Source organism: Nitritalea sp. (assembly GCF_054166705.1).
Genome location: NZ_JBSZCV010000006.1, coordinates 83,947 through 101,308 on the forward strand (window position 1 = coordinate 83,947; position 17,362 = coordinate 101,308).

At 45.6% G+C, this 17,362-nt stretch carries 17 protein-coding genes; 8 read left to right on the forward strand and 9 right to left on the reverse strand.

All coding sequences use genetic code 11. The annotated features are described in order from the left end of the window. Positions 1-38 precede the first annotated feature (38 nt). From gyrA to ACXIT9_RS02575, 5 genes are all read right to left on the reverse strand, one after another. Positions 39-2,612, reverse strand: coding sequence for a DNA gyrase subunit A (gene gyrA / locus ACXIT9_RS02555; RefSeq protein ID WP_458054678.1), 2,574 nt, complete (start codon positions 2,610-2,612; stop codon positions 39-41). A gap of 91 nt (positions 2,613-2,703) precedes the next feature. Further along, positions 2,704-3,897, reverse strand: coding sequence for a hypothetical protein (locus tag ACXIT9_RS02560; RefSeq protein WP_458054679.1), 1,194 nt, complete (start codon positions 3,895-3,897; stop codon positions 2,704-2,706). Between the two features lie 84 nt (positions 3,898-3,981). Further along, positions 3,982-4,509 (reverse strand): hypothetical protein, encoded by a 528-nt coding sequence (locus ACXIT9_RS02565; protein ID WP_458054680.1) that lies wholly within the window; start codon positions 4,507-4,509, stop codon positions 3,982-3,984. Between the two features lie 98 nt (positions 4,510-4,607). Next, complete coding sequence (gene rpe / locus ACXIT9_RS02570) at positions 4,608-5,261, reverse strand: ribulose-phosphate 3-epimerase (RefSeq protein WP_458054681.1); 654 nt, start codon at positions 5,259-5,261, stop codon at positions 4,608-4,610. A gap of 46 nt (positions 5,262-5,307) precedes the next feature. Further along, positions 5,308-7,017, reverse strand: coding sequence for a S8 family serine peptidase (locus ACXIT9_RS02575; RefSeq protein WP_458054682.1), 1,710 nt, complete (start codon positions 7,015-7,017; stop codon positions 5,308-5,310). A gap of 110 nt (positions 7,018-7,127) precedes the next feature. On the opposite strand from ACXIT9_RS02575, the gene ACXIT9_RS02580 reads away from it, so the two are divergent. Genes ACXIT9_RS02580 through ACXIT9_RS02590 form a run of 3 tightly spaced genes read left to right on the forward strand, consistent with a single transcriptional unit; the run spans position 7,128 to position 9,253 of the window. Further along, positions 7,128-7,757, forward strand: coding sequence for a phosphoribosylanthranilate isomerase (locus ACXIT9_RS02580; RefSeq protein ID WP_458054683.1), 630 nt, complete (start codon positions 7,128-7,130; stop codon positions 7,755-7,757). A gap of 1 nt (position 7,758) precedes the next feature. Beyond that, a complete protein-coding gene (hemF, locus tag ACXIT9_RS02585) occupies positions 7,759-8,655 on the forward strand; it encodes an oxygen-dependent coproporphyrinogen oxidase (protein WP_458054684.1) in 897 nt (298 codons plus the stop codon). Positions 8,656-8,668: 13 nt separating this feature from the next. Further along, complete coding sequence (locus ACXIT9_RS02590; RefSeq protein ID WP_458054685.1) at positions 8,669-9,253, forward strand: phosphatase PAP2 family protein; 585 nt, start codon at positions 8,669-8,671, stop codon at positions 9,251-9,253. Between the two features lie 9 nt (positions 9,254-9,262). Here ACXIT9_RS02590 and ACXIT9_RS02595 read toward each other — a convergent pair whose 3' ends face one another. After that, the gene (locus ACXIT9_RS02595) at positions 9,263-9,922 is read right to left on the reverse strand and encodes a protein-L-isoaspartate(D-aspartate) O-methyltransferase (RefSeq protein WP_458054686.1); all 660 of its coding nucleotides are present in this window, start codon (positions 9,920-9,922) and stop codon (positions 9,263-9,265) included. Between the two features lie 89 nt (positions 9,923-10,011). On the opposite strand from ACXIT9_RS02595, the gene ACXIT9_RS02600 reads away from it, so the two are divergent. The 5 genes from ACXIT9_RS02600 (at position 10,012) to ACXIT9_RS02620 (ending at position 13,420) form a co-directional block, all read left to right on the forward strand. Further along, positions 10,012-10,602 (forward strand): riboflavin synthase, encoded by a 591-nt coding sequence (locus tag ACXIT9_RS02600; protein ID WP_458054687.1) that lies wholly within the window; start codon positions 10,012-10,014, stop codon positions 10,600-10,602. A 112-nt stretch (positions 10,603-10,714) separates the two neighbouring features. After that, positions 10,715-11,248 carry an acyl-CoA thioesterase gene (locus tag ACXIT9_RS02605; protein ID WP_458054688.1) on the forward strand — a complete coding sequence of 178 codons (534 nt, stop codon included), beginning with the start codon at positions 10,715-10,717 and terminating at the stop codon, positions 11,246-11,248. A 49-nt stretch (positions 11,249-11,297) separates the two neighbouring features. Next, positions 11,298-12,032 carry a hypothetical protein gene (locus ACXIT9_RS02610; RefSeq protein WP_458054689.1) on the forward strand — a complete coding sequence of 245 codons (735 nt, stop codon included), beginning with the start codon at positions 11,298-11,300 and terminating at the stop codon, positions 12,030-12,032. Positions 12,033-12,036: 4 nt separating this feature from the next. Next, a complete protein-coding gene (locus ACXIT9_RS02615) occupies positions 12,037-12,360 on the forward strand; it encodes a DUF3817 domain-containing protein (protein WP_458054690.1) in 324 nt (107 codons plus the stop codon). Positions 12,361-12,370: 10 nt separating this feature from the next. Continuing rightward, positions 12,371-13,420 (forward strand): hypothetical protein, encoded by a 1,050-nt coding sequence (locus ACXIT9_RS02620; RefSeq protein ID WP_458054691.1) that lies wholly within the window; start codon positions 12,371-12,373, stop codon positions 13,418-13,420. An 82-nt stretch (positions 13,421-13,502) separates the two neighbouring features. Here the strand turns inward: ACXIT9_RS02620 and ACXIT9_RS02625 are convergent, their stop codons facing one another. Genes ACXIT9_RS02625 through ACXIT9_RS02635 form a run of 3 tightly spaced genes read right to left on the reverse strand, consistent with a single transcriptional unit; the run spans position 13,503 to position 17,360 of the window. Continuing rightward, positions 13,503-15,959, reverse strand: a complete 2,457-nt coding sequence (locus tag ACXIT9_RS02625) for a leucine-rich repeat domain-containing protein (protein ID WP_458054692.1) — start codon at positions 15,957-15,959, stop codon at positions 13,503-13,505. Beyond that, on the reverse strand, positions 15,946-16,788 hold the full coding sequence (locus tag ACXIT9_RS02630) for a hypothetical protein (RefSeq protein WP_458054693.1): 843 nt from the start codon (positions 16,786-16,788) through the stop codon (positions 15,946-15,948). The genes ACXIT9_RS02625 and ACXIT9_RS02630 overlap by 14 nt, the downstream gene beginning before the upstream one ends. After that, positions 16,785-17,360, reverse strand: coding sequence for a hypothetical protein (locus tag ACXIT9_RS02635; RefSeq protein WP_458054694.1), 576 nt, complete (start codon positions 17,358-17,360; stop codon positions 16,785-16,787). Before ACXIT9_RS02635 ends, ACXIT9_RS02630 begins: the two co-directional genes overlap by 4 nt. Positions 17,361-17,362 lie beyond the last annotated feature (2 nt).

Below are 17,362 nucleotides of genomic sequence, written 5' to 3' on the forward strand. Positions count from 1 at the left end.
TGAGTTTGAATTGATTTGGTTTTTATAGTTTAGTCTTTTTATGCTTGGGGTTTATCTCCTTCTGGATCGCTATCTGCTGCCTCTGAACCAGTAGATTCAGGATTATGCGGAAGCGATTGGTTCGCATCTTCACCTAGTACCCTATTCTCGTCTACTTCTACGACGTCTTCACGTGTGATTTTTTCCACCGAGCTAATCTCATCGGTTTCACTTAGCTTGATCAGGCGAACACCCTGCGTCGCCCTACCCATCACGCGAAGGTCAGAGACTGGGGTGCGAATCGTAATCCCTGATTTATTAATAATCATTAAATCATCTGTGTCCACCACTTCTTTGATCGCTACGAGATTACCTGTTTTTTCCGTTACGCTCATTGCCTTAACTCCTTTACCGCCTCGATTTGTAATCCTATAAGCGTCTAGTAAAGTGCGTTTACCGTAACCTTTTTCCGAAACAACTAAAAGCGTCGCTTCTTCTCTTTCTGCACATACCATGCCAATTACCTCGTCCTGTTCATCCTGTAAACTGATCGCTTTTACACCCGTGGCTGTACGTCCCATAGGGCGAACGGTAGACTCGTGAAAATGAATCGCTCTCCCCGATTTGGCCGCGATAATAACATGTGAATCACCATTTGTTTTTTCTACCCGGATTAGCTGATCCCCTTCCCGAATATTTAAGGCAATGATGCCATTGGTTCTGGGTCGTGCGTAGAGCTCTAAAGAAGTTTTCTTAATAACCCCTTCTTTCGTCACCATGATCAAGAAGTTGTTTTTCACATAATCCTCATCTTCTAGGTTCGCCACCTGAATGATGGAGCGAATTTTGTCATCCGAACTAATATTAATAAGATTTTGGATCGGTCTTCCCTTAGCTGTCTTGGAACCCTCTGGGATCGCATAGGCTTTCAGCCAAAACAATTTACCCAGGTCTGTAAAAATTAAAAGATAATTATGCGTGGATGCCGAGAAAATGTATTCGGTCCAGTCATCTTCTTTGGTGCTGACTCCTTTGGAGCCCACTCCTCCTCTACTTTGTGTTCGGTACTCGGTTAGCGCAGTTCGTTTGACATAACCCTGATGAGAAACGGTGATGACTACCTCCTCATTCGGGATCATGTCCTCATAGCTGAAGTCTTCCGCGTTATGCTCGATCACGGTACGACGCTCGTCTGCATAGCGTTCTTTCATTTCTTGCAGTTCATCTTTTATGAGCTGCATACGCCGCTCTTCATGTGCAAGAATATCTTTCAGTTCTTCGATCAATTTCATGATCTCATCGTATTCGGCTTGGATTTTCTCTCGCTCCATACCCGTTAAGCGCTGCAAACGCATGTCGAGGATGGCTCTAGCCTGAATCTCACTAAGTTCGAAGCGCTCGATCAAGCCATTTCTGGCTGTTTCCGGATCCCGAGAACTACGTATAAGCGTAATCACTTCGTCTAAGTGATCTAAAGCGATGAGATACCCCAGTAAGATATGTGCTCTTTTTTCCGCTTCGCGCAATTCATACGTCGTCCTTCTAAAGATGACCTCATGCCGGTGTTGCACATAATGCTTGATGAGATCCTTTAAATTTAATGTCTGCGGACGGCCTTTTACTAAAGCAACATTATTAACAGAAAATGAGGTCTGTAACTGTGTCTGCTTGTAAAGATTGTTTAATACTACACTCGCGACCGCATCTTTTTTTAGCTCATACACGATCCGCATTCCCTGCCTATCAGATTCATCTCGAATAGCAGAAATACCATCAATTTTTTTCTCATTGATAAGTGCAGCTGTCTTTTCGATCATGCTGGCCTTGTTTACCAAGTACGGAATCTCCGTGATGATGATCATCTCACGGCCATTCGCTTTGGTTTCCACCTCGGCCTTTCCGCGCACGACCACTCTACCGCGTCCTGTCTCGAACGCATTTTTTACGCCTGTATAGCCATAAATGATGCCTCCTGTTGGGAAATCTGGCGCCAGCACATACTGCATCAAGTCGGCAATGCTGATTTCCGGATTATCAATGTAAGCCGTAATCCCATCGACGACTTCCGCTAAATTATGAGGCGCCATGTTCGTAGCCATCCCCACAGCGATACCGGATGCACCGTTTAATAAAAGAGCCGGGATTTTAGCCGGCAGCACGACAGGCTCTTTTAAAGAGTCGTCGAAGTTAAACTGAAAATCTACAGTCTCTTTATTGATATCCACTAAAAGCTCCTCCGCGATACGCTTTAGACGCGCTTCCGTGTAACGCATAGCAGCAGCGTTATCCCCATCGATGGAGCCGAAGTTTCCCTGACCGTCCACGAGTGGATAACGCAAAGACCAAGGCTGTGCCATCCGTACCATGGTTTCGTAAACGGCAGAGTCACCATGCGGGTGATACTTTCCGAGAACTTCTCCCACGATTCTGGCAGACTTTTTATACGGACGGTTATGCAAGACGCCAAGTTCTTGCATTCCAAATAAAATTCTTCTGTGAACCGGCTTTAATCCGTCGCGAACATCAGGAAGGGCGCGTGATACGATAACCGACATCGAATAATCGATGTAGGCTCCACGCATTTCATCCTCAATGTTAATAGGAATAATGTTTTCGTTTTCTCCTTGAGCCATATTTCATTTTCTCAATAAGCTTGCAAGTTAATAAAAAGATTAGGCTTTTAAAAGACGTAAAGCCACACATAGACCTTCAGGATGCATATCCCTAAAAGTGCTGCCCGATACGGCGGTTTTGCAAGTTAAAGATCGAACTTCCCCTGTACTCTACGCCATCATGTAAATGCCTCATCTTCACCCCACAACCAGGAACCTTACAACGTTTAGAGCCGGGTAAGTTGATCGCCAAGCCAATTTGGGCCGTTAGGAAGCGCTGGCGAAATTCCTGCGAATCCACCAATGGATCCGAGCCCACCAGTCCAGGAGACAAATTTTCTTCTGGTAAAAAAGGGACTCTTCTGGCTTCAAACTCCAAGTTAGAGAACTCTGCCCCCCCCTTTATAAAAAGTCTAAAATACTCCCCTAGCAGATACTCAAAGCGTAAATGAAGCGCAAAAAAATTAGTTTCTTGCACAACGAAGCGGCTATCAAGCGGCTGTCGGAAGGTGATCGTCCCGATCTCCGCTTCTGTTACCACTTTAAAGGGATACCACTGCCGCAGTAGTTGATTCCGCGTACTCTGCATCATGTAGTTATTGCCATCGTACTTTCGGAAGCGACGGTTAATAAAGGAGGCTCGGCGGTTTGCATCCCACAAAACAAGCCCGACGGTACCGTAAATTTTGTCCATCACAAATTCCTCCTGCTCGAACACAAACTGATGGGGGTCGTGAATCAACAAGCCCGGATCGACCCCTAAGTCCTCGGAGAGCGCTTCACTCAAAAAAACAGGCGAGCTCGATAAAGCACCGATTTGGCCCACATTTCTCCCATAGCCTACACCTAAAATCAGCATATTAAAAAGCTCTACACGTAGCCCCGCATTGATAGGGATCGCCCTACCCCGACCCCGAAAAGGAACCGTCCCCAATGTGGTGTCTGGCAAGAAGGTTCGTAAAGTATTGGGAAGGACATCTGTCTCCGGATTCGGACTCGTAAAACTAGGTTGGAAAGGTGCAAACCGGTCCAGAATGACCGGGAACTGACTGGGGTTCTGTAAATGAAATTGGTTGGAAAGCTGGTACTGTGCTCCCCCTGCGGAAAATTCTATACTTAAGGCCTCTATAAAGTTTCGTGCACCATTGCCTAAATTGCTCTTTGCCTTTCGACTCGGTTTTAATTTACGCTCTATGCCAAAGATATCTTCTCCCTGCGCATGTACTCGTGCAGTAGTTCCCAAAAAAAAGAGGCAAAAGCCCGTAATAACTATAAGTGGGAAAGAAACTCGTGAGGGCTGGCGCATAGCTAACATTTTTACAAAGTAACGAAAAAAAGGGCTTCCCCATTTTAGGAAGCCCTCTAAACTTATCAAACAAGAAGCATTATTTTACAGGTTATCACCCGATGTAGCTTCTTCCACCGTCTGATCTTCAGAAGAGCTTCCTTCTTTAATTTCAGCTATTAAGTTATCGATCTGCTCTTTTACCGCAGGATCGCTGTCCATCGCCTTTTTTACCTTATTGTAAGTAGCAGCACCTAAGACATCATTGTCCATGATGAGTTCTTTCTTATACTCTACCACGTCTTTCCCTAAGGAATCGATGTAATCCTGTATCGCCTGAAAAGCATTTTTTTCCTCTTCCGTAGCTTCGATTTCAGCTAACTTTTCTTCATTTCCCCAAGCTCTCTTTAATTCATTATAACGCGCAGCACCACCTAGTACCTCATCCGACTTGATCATCTCCTCTAAAGTCGCTTGCTTCTCCGCTAAATAAACTGATACTGCGGCTTCCATCGAAGCAAATTTAGTCATCTCCTCTTCTGTGATTTCATTTTCGTCAGCAGCCTCTTGTGCTTGCGCGTTCATACCTAGCATTCCCACGAGGAGAAACGCAAATAAGAATAACTTTTTCATGGTTTTATATTTAATCTTGGTAGTTAAGAATACTAATTAAATAGAAATAAAACTTTTTTCCAACAAGAAATTGATTTTATCAATAAATTACTACTCTCCTAGCCGATTGCTTTCAACTTAGCGATCGTGGCGATCGGGTTCTCTGACTGGAACACAAAGCTACCTGCAACTAAAATATCAGCACCGGCCTCGATTAAGGCTGCTGCATTTCCGCTCTGCACCCCCCCATCGATCTCGATTTTCGCTTGACTCCCTCTTTTTACGATTAAATCCTTAAGCGCCCGCACTTTATTATAGGTTCGGGGAATGAACTTTTGGCCCCCAAAGCCAGGATTTACCGACATAATACAAACCAGATCTATATCCTCGATGATATCTTCTAATAGTGCTACCGGCGTATGCGGATTAAGGGCTACGCCCGCTTGCGCTCCTGTCTGTTTAATCCCCTGAATGCTGCGATGCAGGTGCGTGCAGGCTTCTGCATGTACCGTGATAATTTCAGCTCCAGCCTCCCGAAATGCAGCCACATACTGATCCGGATTCACGATCATTAAATGCACATCTAATGGCTTGGTCGCATGCTGCTGCATCGCCGCAGTCACGGGTAGACCGAAAGAAATATTCGGAACAAAAACCCCGTCCATAATATCTACATGGATGTAATCGCATGCAGAACGGTTTAACATTTCAATTTCACGCTGAATATTAGCGAAATCACAAGCAAGTACGGAAGGGGCGATCTGAACAGCCATATCTATTATTTTTGAGGCAAAGAAAAGAAAATTCTGTCTATACCCCTTATTGTTTGATGAATTTCTTACGAACGGTTCTTGAAGTTCCCTGTAGCTCGAGCACATAAACCCCTGAGCCTAATGCATCGACCGAAAATTGCAAGGTAGCCTCCTCTACTGGTCTTTCCACCTGTCCCGATAGTACCTCTTGACCCAGGCTATTCCAAACGCGCCACAGAAAAGATGTTTCATCCGTCGGCATGCGCACGAAAAGACGCTGACCCCTCGCTACAGGATTGGGATATACGGTAATGGCCACCTCTTCCTTTACTGGAACATGTGTGATCACCCCAAAGTAAGCACGCTCAAAGTTAGGCAAGCCAAAGCCCAACTCATTCGACACGCGCTCTACTAGATGTCCACTTTCTTGCAGATTTTGAATCAGTTCCATTACAGTAAAATCGGGATAAGCCTGCCAGAGGCCTACGGCTAAAGCCGCCACTTGGGGAGCACTGAAACTCGTCCCATTCCCGAAGCCGATGCTGCCCTGTAGCCCTGGACGGGTAAGCGCGGTCCGCTCCCCTATGGCCACTACATCCGGCTTGATGCGTCCATCCGCTGTGGGTCCAAAAGAACTAAAGAAAGCACGTTCTTGGCTGCGGGTTAGCGCACCAACGCTTAAAATCCCCATCGCATCCGCCGGAGCGGTAATACTTTGCGCCCCGCGCCCCCCATAATTCCCCGAGCTGGTCACCACGAGGATCCCTTTTTTAGCCGCCAGCCCCGCCGCACGCGTTACAAGTGCTGTCTGCCCATCCATATCGGAAATGCTGTAATCCATCCGGGGATCATCGAAATCCCAGTAGCCTAAGGAGCTATTGATCACATCTACCCCGAGACTATCCGCAAATTCCGCTGCCAGCAGCCAGTTGAATTCTTCTATTCGGTATTCGCTACTTACATCTTCGGTGATACAAAGTACATAGGAGGCATCCGGCGCACCTGCCAGCAGGCCCTCCTCATCCGCAGATGCGATGAGAGAAAGCACCTGCGTTCCATGCGGATGCCCATGAAAGACCTCCTTCCGTCCCCCTGCCACAAAATCCCTCGTACCTACTAATCGGCTAGAGCTGCCTAAATGGGCTAAGTTGGGTAATTCCAGCACCCCAGGAAAACCCGCATCAAAAACCGCGACACGCATCCCCTCTCCGCGAAAACCTTCCGCATGCATAACAGGGATTCCAAGTAGCCCATTTTGCATCGCGACAAGCTGAGCATCCGTATTTAGGAGTGGTGCTAACAGAGGATCAGCCTCATGAAGACCCGTTTTCCGTGCATTTTGGCCTTCCGGCCAAAGCAATCGCTGCCCTGAGGCGGGTACTCCCCCAGGAGCTAAAAGGCTGACCTCGCGAATAAAGGAAAGTGCCTCTAAGGCTTCTACTGCCGTGCTATCGACTAGCACCATGGCAGCGTTCAACCAGCGGGACGACAGGAGCACAGGCGTACCCAAGCTCTTGAGACTGTCCAGATAAAGCGAAGAAACGGGAAGGTCTAGGCTATCGATGGAAATACCGTAATGGGCTTTGCGCTGTAAGGCCTCAGGGCTTAAAAAATCCTCCGGTGCGTCCAGACGAAAAGAACTGCCCGCTTTATCTGTAAAATAAACGGCATAACGATTTTGAGCCTGCAAGAGGCCTGCCCCTGTTCCAGCTATCAGCAAGAGCAGCAAAACACACAGCGCCCCTGCGCGCGCAAAAAAAAAGCGATCGATAAACATGTGCACAGCTTCCAAATAGAGCACTAAAATAGAAAATTTCAGGCATATTTTTATACATTCGCGATTTTAAGCGCTTTTCCTTAATTTAGCCGCCCTAACAGAGACAAACTATGGCCTTAAAAACCTTCGTGAAAATAAATCAAGTGACGAACCTGAGCGATGCCCGCTACTGTTCAGGCATGTATGTAGATCTTTTGGGCTTTTGTATGGAGGAAGGACAGGAAGGCTATGTGCTCCCGGAGACTTTTCAGGAAATCGCCGGATGGGTTTCCGGCGTGGGCTTCGTGGCGGAATTTTCTGTGTCCCACCCCGACAGCATATTAGCGAAAGTACAGTCGTTACCACAAGTGACACATATTCAGGTACGGGAAGCGCATCACCTGCCCCTGCTGGCGGGCAGCAGCTATTCGCTGATCTTTGCCCAAAAGGTGGAAAGTGCTGCAGAAATCGCTTCCCTGGCTACGAAGGCGCAGGGATTCGAAGCGCTAGATATCTTGCTGCTTTTAGAAAGTGACACCCTCACAGTAGCTACGGCGGAGGTGCGAGAGGCGATTCAAAGCCTTGCCGCCAAGGTTCCCGTGCTTTTAGCCTTCGACTTAGAGGCGCAAACGCTGGAAAACACACTGTCAGTCCTTCAGGTAAAGGGTATAGCGCTTAGCGGCGGACAAGAAATCGCCCCGGGATTAAAGGATTTCGATGAACTGGCCACTATTTTAGAAGCCTTAGAACAGGAAGATTGACATGTTAACGAAAGAAACTATCGTGGCCGACTTTAAGGCCATCCAAGATCATATTTGTGCCGAGCTCGAAAATGCCGACGGCACAGGGCGCTTTAAGGAGGACCTTTGGGATCGACCTGAGGGCGGTGGCGGCCGCACGCGCACACTGACGGGGGGAACAATCATCGAAAAAGGGGGGGTGGCATTTTCAGCCGTTCACGGCCCCACTCCGCAAAAGATTTTAAACAAATTACAGCTGAAGGAAGCAGATTTTTTTGCCACCGGGGTATCTATCGTGATTCATCCGAACAGCCCCATGGTGCCGATCATTCACATGAACATCCGCTATTTCGAGATGAGTAATGGCGTCAACTGGTTCGGTGGGGGTATCGACTTGACTCCCCATTATGTGGACAGGGAGGATGCCCGCTACTTCCATCAGCAAGTAAAGGCGCACTGTGACCAGTACGACCCGAACTATTACCCCAAATTTAAAACTTGGGCAGACGACTACTTTTACCTCAAGCATCGCCAAGAAACACGTGGTGTAGGCGGTATTTTCTTCGATCGTCTGCAGGAAGAAGCGCCGGATAAAAAAGCCGAGCTCTTCGATTTCGTAAAAGGGGTCGGCTACCTTTTCCCAAAGGTGTACACTCACTTTATGCGAAAAAACAGTCTTTTGCCCTACGGGCCAAAAGAAAAATCCTGGCAAGGAATCCGAAGAGGCCGTTATGTGGAGTTCAACCTGGTCTGGGATGCTGGCACTAAGTTTGGCCTGGACACGAATGGGCGTACGGAGAGCATCCTGATGAGCATGCCACCAGAAGCCAACTGGGCCTATATGCATCCTGTCGAGGTCGGCTCAAAGGAAGCCGAGACCCTGGCGCTACTGAAAAAAGACATCGACTGGGCCGGCTAACGAAAAGGTACGGATGGAAAGAATAATTGCTTGGGACGAGCAGATAACTTTGTGGTTGAACCAGCATCACCACGAGCTCCTTGACCCGCTGATGTTTAGGGCCACGCAGACTTGGCCATGGATTCCGCTTTATCTCCTACTCAGTTTCTACCTGATACGCAGTTACGGACTGGGGTCTTGGGTCTACTTTGTGGGCTTAGCCCTCGTAATCACACTGGCTGACCAAGGCACTTCTTCGCTCATGAAACCCTATTTCGAGCGGCTGCGCCCCTGTCACGATGAGCGGTGGGCAGAAGCCCTGCATAACTACGGTAAATGTGGCGGTATTTATGGTTTTGCCTCCTCGCATGCCTCGAATAGCTTCGGGATCGCTGCTTTCTTTATCTTTGGCTTCGCCAAAAAACAAGGTCTGATGCGCTTGCTTTGGGTCTGGGCAGCCTTTTTCTCCTACACCCGAGTTTATCTGGGGGTACATTATCTGGGAGATATCCTGGTGGGTGGCGCCGTGGGCGTATTAGCTGCAGGGCTGGTATGGCTCCTGCTAGGATATTTTGGCCAGAGGCCAAAACAATCCACGCTGTCACCGAGTCCTATGTGAGAGATGGCGCTACCGTTCCCAGCCGGAGACACCTTTCAGGGGGACGAAAGAGAAAGAGGGAAAGGCCTCCTGCTCGATTTCCTGTTCCGATACGCGACGCAGACGAAGCATTTCCTGACGCTCTCGGTCACCGACGGGAATCACTAAAATGCCACCGATCGCTAGCTGGCGAAGCAGTGCATCTGGCACCACAGGGGCTCCCGCTGTTACGAGAATCCGGTCAAAGGGAGCCTCCTCCGGCAAGCCCTGAGAGCCATCTCCCTGGTAAAGGTACGGATGAATCCCAAAGCGGGCGAGCAGCTGCCTTGTGCGTGTGTACAGCTTTTCTTGGTACTCGATGCTATGTACTTCCGCCCCCATTAGCTGGAGCACAGTAGCCTGGTAACCAGAACCTGTACCGATTTCAAGTACTTTATGGGAAGCCTCAACTTCCAGCAGGCTCGTCTGGAAAGCTACTGTATAGGGCTGAGAGATCGTCTGCCCCTCCCCTATGGGAAAGGGTCGGTCCTCGTAAGCTTGCAGCTCGAAGGCGGAGTCTAAAAAGAGGTGGCGCGGAATTTCTGCCATCACCTGCAGGACACGCTCATCACGGATGCCTCGCTCACGAATGGAACGAATAAGCGCGCGTCGAAGGCCTTTATGTTTATAGCTGTCTGTAAATGTGGGCATAAGAATGAAAAACAAAAATGAGCCTGCTAAAGTCTTAAAAACAGGTTAATTTCGCAAACAACACATCATATATAAACAGTAAAAATCGCATGTTCACCGGAATCATAGAATGTCTTGGAGAGATTACCGCCATCGAATCAGAGGGTACGAATCTTCATTTTCATATCAGTTCACCCTTAGGGCGAGAGTTGAAAATCGACCAGTCTCTTGCCCATGATGGAGTATGCCTCACTGTGGTACAGGTCTTGGATAACACGCACGTGGTGACTGCCATTAAAGAAACGTTAGAAAAGACGAATTTGGCTTCTTGGCGGCCAGGCCGCAAAGTAAATTTAGAGCGCTGCATGCCGGCCAATGGTCGCTTTGATGGCCATATCGTGCAGGGACATGTGGACTTAACGGGAACGGTAGAACGCATTCAGGAGCAGGATGGCTCCTGGTTGTACGATTTTCGCTATGATGCCAGTTCGGCACATGTTACAGTAGAAAAAGGAAGTATTACCATAAATGGAACCAGCTTGACCTGCTTTAATAGTGGGCCCGGATCATTCCGTGTGGCGATCATTCCTTATACCTACGAACATACGGTTTTTCATCAACTGGTCGTGGGCGATACGGTAAATTTAGAATTCGATATCGTCGGAAAATACATTCAGCGTATGCTGAAGGGCTATGCCTGACCTAAAAATCCTGACACTATTTAGGGCCTTGTCTTAAAATAATATTTGTCAACCGACCAATATACTCCGTGTATTTAGATAAAAATTTTGTATTTTTGCTAAAAATAAACGTATGTTAGTGAAGAAGAAAGCTAAAGACAGTGCTGTGGTGATGACTGAAATGGTCTTGCCGAATGATACCAATACGCTCCATAACCTAATGGGCGGTAAGTTGATGCACTGGATGGATATCGTAGCGGCGATTGCAGCACAGAAGCATTCGAATCGGATCGTCGTAACAGCATCGGCAGATAGCATTTCCTTTAAGCATCCGATCGCCTTAGGAAACGTAGTTACGCTTAAAGCACAAGTAACGCGTGCGTTTAATAGCTCGATGGAGGTATTTATCGAGGTTTGGGCGGAGGATATCCCTGCGAACAAGAAAATTATGACGCATCGTGCTTTTTTCACATTCGTGGCTGTCGATCAAAATGGACGCCCCATCGAGGTACCAGAGGTAGCGCCTGAAACAGCTGAGGAAGTGGAGCTTTACGAGGGTGCTCTTCGAAGAAGGCAGCTGCGTCTTGTGTTGGCCAAACGGATGGATCCCAAAGATGCAGTAGAATTAAAATCTATTTTTAATCTTACAGACGAAAAGGAGGGTTAATCTCTCCTTTTTATTTTTTATTGTCCCATATTTTAAAGATTTTAGGGAGATGGAATCTATAGCTCCTCAGGCCCATGCCACCTTGTATGCACAAGACATGCTTTTCTTAACACAAGCAGATGTAAAGCAGTTTGAACAGGCGATTCAGGCGCAAGCTTTGCAGACGAAGTATGCCCATGGGGCAAAACCACCAGTAGCAGAAATAACTGCACCCAAAACGATTCAGCGCAGCACCTCTAACACAGCGCTTAGTTCAGATAAACAGACTTTGGTGACTAGAGAATCAGTACAGTCTCCTATTTCTGAGCGGAGACAGTCTGTCACACCTTTAGCTCCGTCACGCTCTTTAACGGATCTGGTTCATAACTCTACCCAGCAAGAGCAACAGGAAGAGCGACCATTAGACGCTTTACTGCCGGCTTACAGGGGCGCCTATGAGCAGCAGGTGCTGATCGTTCACCGTGGCGGTAGGCTATCGGATGCAGAGGATCTCCTGCTTCGAAACTTAATCACCGCTTGTCAGCTAGGTCTTAAAGATGTAGCCATTTTAGACGAAACCAATTTGGCTGCTAGCAGCAAAGCAGGCTTGGAGAGATTAAACCCCAAATTCATCCTTAGTTTCGGGATCAACCATCCCTTCTTAGGCGGTTTTGAAGCTAAATACAAGCGTTCTCATAATGACCTGGCAAACTATATATGGGCAGATGATTTACGCGATTTAGAACTTGATAAAGCACTTAAACGTTCTTTATGGAATGTTTTAAAGGAGCAATTTAATTTATAAGTTCATGAGTGTAGATAGCAAGAAAAGTAAGCGTTTGAAGACCTTTCGAATAGTAGGAATAGCAGAAGGTATGTCCTTTTTATTACTTCTTTTCATCGCGATGCCTTTAAAATATGTTTGGGACTGGCCTTTAGCCGTAAAATATGTAGGCTGGGCCCATGGTATCCTGTTCGTAGCCTATATTTATGTGGTATTCCCCGCTGCGCGCATCATGAAATGGAGCTTTTCGAAAACCTTTTTTGCTCTAGTAGCTTCTTTATTGCCTTTTGGACCCTTTATTTTCGATCGCAACATGACACAGGAAGAAAAAGAATATAGTAAAGCGTAGCACTTCGTCTATGGCCTTAATTAGCAAAAAAAAAATCACCTATCCCATCGGAAAACCGCTTCGTAACTATCTCATTAAATACGGGCGCCAGGTAAACTTTCCGATACACTACAGTGACCTCTTGCGGTACACTGGTTCTATTCCTTTGTATGACTTTAAGGGAAACGACACCTTATGGGAAACGGTGTTCTTCGCTGAATCCGATCGCGAAGAAATTCACCATAATGTGAAGAAAATATATGCGCTTCTAAAGGCCGAAGGGGACATGAGCGTCATGTCCCACCTCTATGTAGATCGGATCGACCTATGTATTTATGGAAATACGCAGCCTTTTCGTGTGCGTATCGTAAACCGGATTAACGACAACTTCGACTATTATTACGTCAAGCACGCTGACGCTTCACGCGTTTATGGCTTAGAGCTAGAACACTTACTTTCTCCTAATCGAATTAATTACCTCGTTCATGAAAATACCCTCATCGAGGAGCATATCGCAGGAATCCCGGGTGAGCAGTTTATGCGCCAGCATATCCATGACCCGAACTTAAACCCTATCCGACTAGCTAAGGAGTTTGTTAAATTTAATGAGCGCTGCTTTGTACGACTTTTAGGCGATATGCATTCCTCTAATTTTGTGGTGGATGTTACGCCCGATTTCGAAGAAACACACTATCGTATTCGTGCGATTGACTTTGACCAGCAATCCTACGAGGGAAAAAAATCCATTTATCTGCCTCAATACTTTAAGCAGAATAATGCCCTTATTCAGTTAGGAATGAAATATATGACCCCTGAAAGCATGGTGCAGTATCAGCGGGAGGAAAGAGCCTTAATCGCGAACAGGGTGAAAAGTTCGAAAATAGAAATCGAGGATATATTAACAGCCATGGAAACCGATACGATCAGTACACAGACGAATATCCATTCACTACGCGAAGAGTTGGGCAAACACTATAAAGAACCTCGCTTCTTAAAATGCCAAAACATGGGACAAATTTTACGCGAAAGCCTACGGCAGCTACTGATAAAATCAGAGCAACAAGCAGAACAACTTGGCTGATGCTTGGATCGATTATTTTGTGAACTTATAATAAAAAGGGACAGCCATATTATGCTGTCCCTTTTTTAATGCCATAATAAAGTTAGAAAAAGCGTACAGTAATCTGTGGATTAGCAGACTTGAACTTATCGATCACGCGACTGTTGATTTTCGTGTTAAAACAAATAACACTTGTAAGCTCCGGTAACTTTTCCAATTGTTTGATAGACCGAACCGTGGTGTTCGCCAAATCAATTTCTTGTAATTCAAGTAAACTTTCCACGCCGCGAAGGTTTTTCACATTTGTACCGGAAATATTTAATTTTTCCAGCTGTGGAAAAGCCGTTAACTCCCGAAGATCACTGATTCCTGTATTCGATAGATCCAATGCCTTCAATCGGTTCAAGCTCAGAAGAGGACTTAAATCTTGAAGTGGTACCTGGGAAAGTTGTAATTCCTCCAAAAGCGTGAAATGCTGCAAATGACTTAAATCATAAAGGGGAGCATCAAAAACATGCAAGGAACGTAAGTTATTAAAGACTTCAAGCGGTGCTAAATCTTCCACTCGCGTTCTTTCGATTTGCAGCTTATGCTGCGCAGTAATTTTATGCAAATGCGTGTTGGAGGGTAATTCATGAACTGCGTCACCTTGAAAGAGTAAACCTCTCCACTCGGCACTAAGGCTTTCATACCATGCCGTTAGCTCTTCCGTACGGTAAATCAACTCCACATCAGGGCGTTCTAGATAAAAGGTGGGCGTTTCCTCTGCTCGTACCTCTGTCCCATCCGCTTCGATGCGCTTTAGTTTTTCTAATCTAGATAAGAAATTGATGTTTCGGACAGCCGTACGGTTTAACTCTAAATGTTCTAGGTTAACTAAGCTGATGAGCATTTGAATGGAGCGCACCTCCGTGTCGTTTGCTATCAGATGGGTTAGTGTGCCCAATTGTGCAACAGGATTTAAATCCTCAACTTGGGTACCACTTATATCTAAGTAATTCAGCTTTTTAAAGCGTGTAATAGGCCCTAAAACGGAAAGCGATGACTGGGATAGATTGAGCGAGTCCATCCCTACTAAGCTAGATAAACGCTCCACGCTGGGCATATCACTGTGTAGGCCCTCGTAGCGCTCAGCAAGCACACTTCTCCAAGAGGAAGGCAATTCAGCCCACCAATTCTGCAAATTTTCAACATTGTGAATAAGCAAAACTCGTCGATTTTTCCGGACAAAGCTATCTGCTTCCCGTTCAGGAATGCGTGTTCTATCTGCATAGACTCGCTGAAGGCTCGATTTACCAGAAATAGGATCCAAAGAAGCCACATCCGTTTGATTTAAGATCAGGATGCGCAGCTTGTTCAGGTCACGTAAAGGATCTAAATCAACCAAATTGGTTTCTCTAAGATCCAATTCTTGTAGGCCCGATAAATTGGCGATCAAATCAAAATTGATCAAGAAATTTTTACCAGCATCTAAAATCTCTAAATTTTTGAGCTCTTGAATATGCTCAAAATTGTTAAACCCGGATTCGCGCAAATACAATTTACGTAGTGCTGTAAAGGAGTTCAATACCGAGAATGATACCACAGGAGTGCGCTCTGCACGTAGTACTTCTAAGTTTTTCAAATTACCCAGCTCCGAAATATCATCCACGCGCGTATCTGAAATATTCAAAGCCTTTAGCCGGTCTGAATATTTTAAAAATTGTAAATCGCGTACTTGAGCCCCAGAAACGTCCAGATATTCTAAGTAGGTAACATTACTGATGGGGCCAAGGTCTTCGATTTCTGTTCGGCTCATGTCAATGTACTTCAGCTCCCTAAGTACTGATATAGGTGCTAAAGAGGTGATTAAAGGATTATCACGAATGATAAGTGAATCCAAGTTCGCTATCTTGTACAATTGATCCGAGCTCAGCGAATCGGAATAGAGATCGAATTTTTCACGGAAATAAACCTCCCATTCAAAAGGGAGTGCGGCCCACCATTCTGCCAGCTCTTTATCTCTGGAGAGCCGTGTAGTGTACACGCTAGCAATTTTAATTTCATTGCTATTTTTGTCCACGTTAATTTCTACAAACCGTGGACGGGTATTAGAAATTTTCTCCTTATTTAAACCCACGGCAGTTAGCGTGCGGTCTAAGGAAACCAGGAAGCTGAGCTCACCGTTGTCCCGCTCGAAAGGCTTCACCTCTCGAACTTTAAACTTAAAGCTGGCATCTTTAAAAAAGAATTCTATATCCTTTAAATAAGAAGTAATGTCTTTATTCGTGATGACTTGACGATCTAGTAACAGGTCATCTTCTACCTGCACCTTTCCATCGCGGAAAATTTTAGAATAACTTTCCCGTATAATCACGTCCTTATCACGAGCAGGGGTATCCTTACTTCCTACCGTATTAAGAAAGTATTCCAAAAATAGAATCTGATCTTCTACTTTTTTGGAAAGGTCTTTTACCTCTTGCTTTGAATAACCTGCTATATCTTGGGCGAAAACAGGCGGATAAATAATAGTGGTTAAAAGCAGTAAAAGTAAACAGCGTAAATTGTTACTTTTGATCATAGATGAAATTTTGAATAATTTCTTTGTCCCCTGGATTTAACTTCACAAGGTTACTAATCAACCAGCCTGTGTTAAAGCCTGGGCGATTAAAATTTGATAGCTCAAAATACCAGCCATTAATTTGAAAGAAATGGAATTTTACATCCAAAACACTTTCATATTTAATATTGCCCCGCTTAAGCTCGTATAAAAACAAGGTTAAATAGTCCGGGGTAAAGTCCGTTGGCGTAAAAGACTCAGGTTTTGGCGTATCATCAAATGCCCTCCTCAGGTTCATAAAACCCAGCTCATGGCTTAAAGGGTGTAGGAAACTCTTATTCTCACCCTGAGGCTTATCAAAGATCCCTTTAAACCCATTGAAACTCACTTTATCGATTACCCATTCATATCCAAGGCCTTCAGCCTGTAATTTCATAAACAGCGTACAAGTTTCTCGTTTGCCCCTGAAGTTGACCTGAACTTCTACTTCTGCAAACCAGCCTTCACGATGAAAATTTAAATAGTAGGGAAGACTTTCGGAGAGAACATCTTGGGAAAAAGACCGTCGGAGTTCCCTGTCTAAATCTTTATTGTCCTCATCAAACAAAATGCCAAGATACTTACTTCTTAAGGCACGATCTCTATAGTCCGCGTCCCCGGGATTCAATCGATTGCCCGTGTCAGGAGACTCTTCACCGTTAAATCTTCTAAAAAATTGGTTGACTTGCTTGGTGGATGCCGCGAATCTACCATCATCTTGGATGCGTGCAGGGCTGTTTAACACCTGGCCCTGCACGTATTCCATAGTAGATAACGCGATTATAAAGAATAAAAGCGTTAATTTTCTCATGCTGATGTCTCCGTCACACGGATGTCACCTAACATTACGTCCCAGAACTCAATCGTTCTACCCGCGATTTGTGTTGATTTTTTCTCTACGTATATGGTGATGTCTTTTTTCGTGGTATCACGATAGTTTAGACCGCTCTCCAAAGATGTACCTTCGAATCGCTGATAAACAGTAACTACACCCACATACTTTCCATCAGGCTGACGCTCTAAATCTGAAATGTAGTGAATGTCATACCAAGAAATGTTCACACGGTCGTAGTTAAGTGCCATTAAGCGCTCAAAGTATCTTCTCACTTTATAGTAAGCAATTTCTTTGCGGTTGATAGAAGAAACGCCCATTTCAGCGCCTGGAGCGAACAACTCTTCTGCACGATCCATAACACGGTTCGCTTCAGAAAACTGAGTTTCCTTACTACCGATGATCGAAATATATTTACTTAAATCCCTAACTTTTTCTAAAGCTAAAGAATCGATAGCTTGCTTTCTAGACGGGCTAATGTCATCCTGAGCAAATGCTGCGGACATACCCAAGGCAAACAGGAATGCAATAGATGCGATGTATTTTTTCATCT

What these genes read in the sequence shown, in the direction of transcription:
- ACXIT9_RS02610 (WP_458054689.1), top strand. Translation starts at nt 11,298, where the DNA reads ATGGAATCTATAGCTCCTCAGGCCCATGCCACCTTGTATGCACAAGAC.
- ACXIT9_RS02625 (WP_458054692.1), bottom strand. Translation starts at nt 15,959, where the DNA reads ATGATCAAAAGTAACAATTTACGCTGTTTACTTTTACTGCTTTTAACC.
- ACXIT9_RS02620 (WP_458054691.1), top strand. Translation starts at nt 12,371, where the DNA reads ATGGCCTTAATTAGCAAAAAAAAAATCACCTATCCCATCGGAAAACCG.
- hemF (WP_458054684.1), top strand. Translation starts at nt 7,759, where the DNA reads ATGTTAACGAAAGAAACTATCGTGGCCGACTTTAAGGCCATCCAAGAT.
- ACXIT9_RS02635 (WP_458054694.1), bottom strand. Translation starts at nt 17,360, where the DNA reads ATGAAAAAATACATCGCATCTATTGCATTCCTGTTTGCCTTGGGTATG.
- ACXIT9_RS02560 (WP_458054679.1), bottom strand. Translation starts at nt 3,897, where the DNA reads ATGCGCCAGCCCTCACGAGTTTCTTTCCCACTTATAGTTATTACGGGC.
- ACXIT9_RS02565 (WP_458054680.1), bottom strand. Translation starts at nt 4,509, where the DNA reads ATGAAAAAGTTATTCTTATTTGCGTTTCTCCTCGTGGGAATGCTAGGT.
- ACXIT9_RS02575 (WP_458054682.1), bottom strand. Translation starts at nt 7,017, where the DNA reads ATGTTTATCGATCGCTTTTTTTTTGCGCGCGCAGGGGCGCTGTGTGTT.
- rpe (WP_458054681.1), bottom strand. Translation starts at nt 5,261, where the DNA reads ATGGCTGTTCAGATCGCCCCTTCCGTACTTGCTTGTGATTTCGCTAAT.
- ACXIT9_RS02580 (WP_458054683.1), top strand. Translation starts at nt 7,128, where the DNA reads ATGGCCTTAAAAACCTTCGTGAAAATAAATCAAGTGACGAACCTGAGC.
- gyrA (WP_458054678.1), bottom strand. Translation starts at nt 2,612, where the DNA reads ATGGCTCAAGGAGAAAACGAAAACATTATTCCTATTAACATTGAGGAT.
- ACXIT9_RS02595 (WP_458054686.1), bottom strand. Translation starts at nt 9,922, where the DNA reads ATGCCCACATTTACAGACAGCTATAAACATAAAGGCCTTCGACGCGCG.
- ACXIT9_RS02630 (WP_458054693.1), bottom strand. Translation starts at nt 16,788, where the DNA reads ATGAGAAAATTAACGCTTTTATTCTTTATAATCGCGTTATCTACTATG.
- ACXIT9_RS02590 (WP_458054685.1), top strand. Translation starts at nt 8,669, where the DNA reads ATGGAAAGAATAATTGCTTGGGACGAGCAGATAACTTTGTGGTTGAAC.
- ACXIT9_RS02605 (WP_458054688.1), top strand. Translation starts at nt 10,715, where the DNA reads ATGTTAGTGAAGAAGAAAGCTAAAGACAGTGCTGTGGTGATGACTGAA.
- ACXIT9_RS02600 (WP_458054687.1), top strand. Translation starts at nt 10,012, where the DNA reads ATGTTCACCGGAATCATAGAATGTCTTGGAGAGATTACCGCCATCGAA.
- ACXIT9_RS02615 (WP_458054690.1), top strand. Translation starts at nt 12,037, where the DNA reads ATGAGTGTAGATAGCAAGAAAAGTAAGCGTTTGAAGACCTTTCGAATA.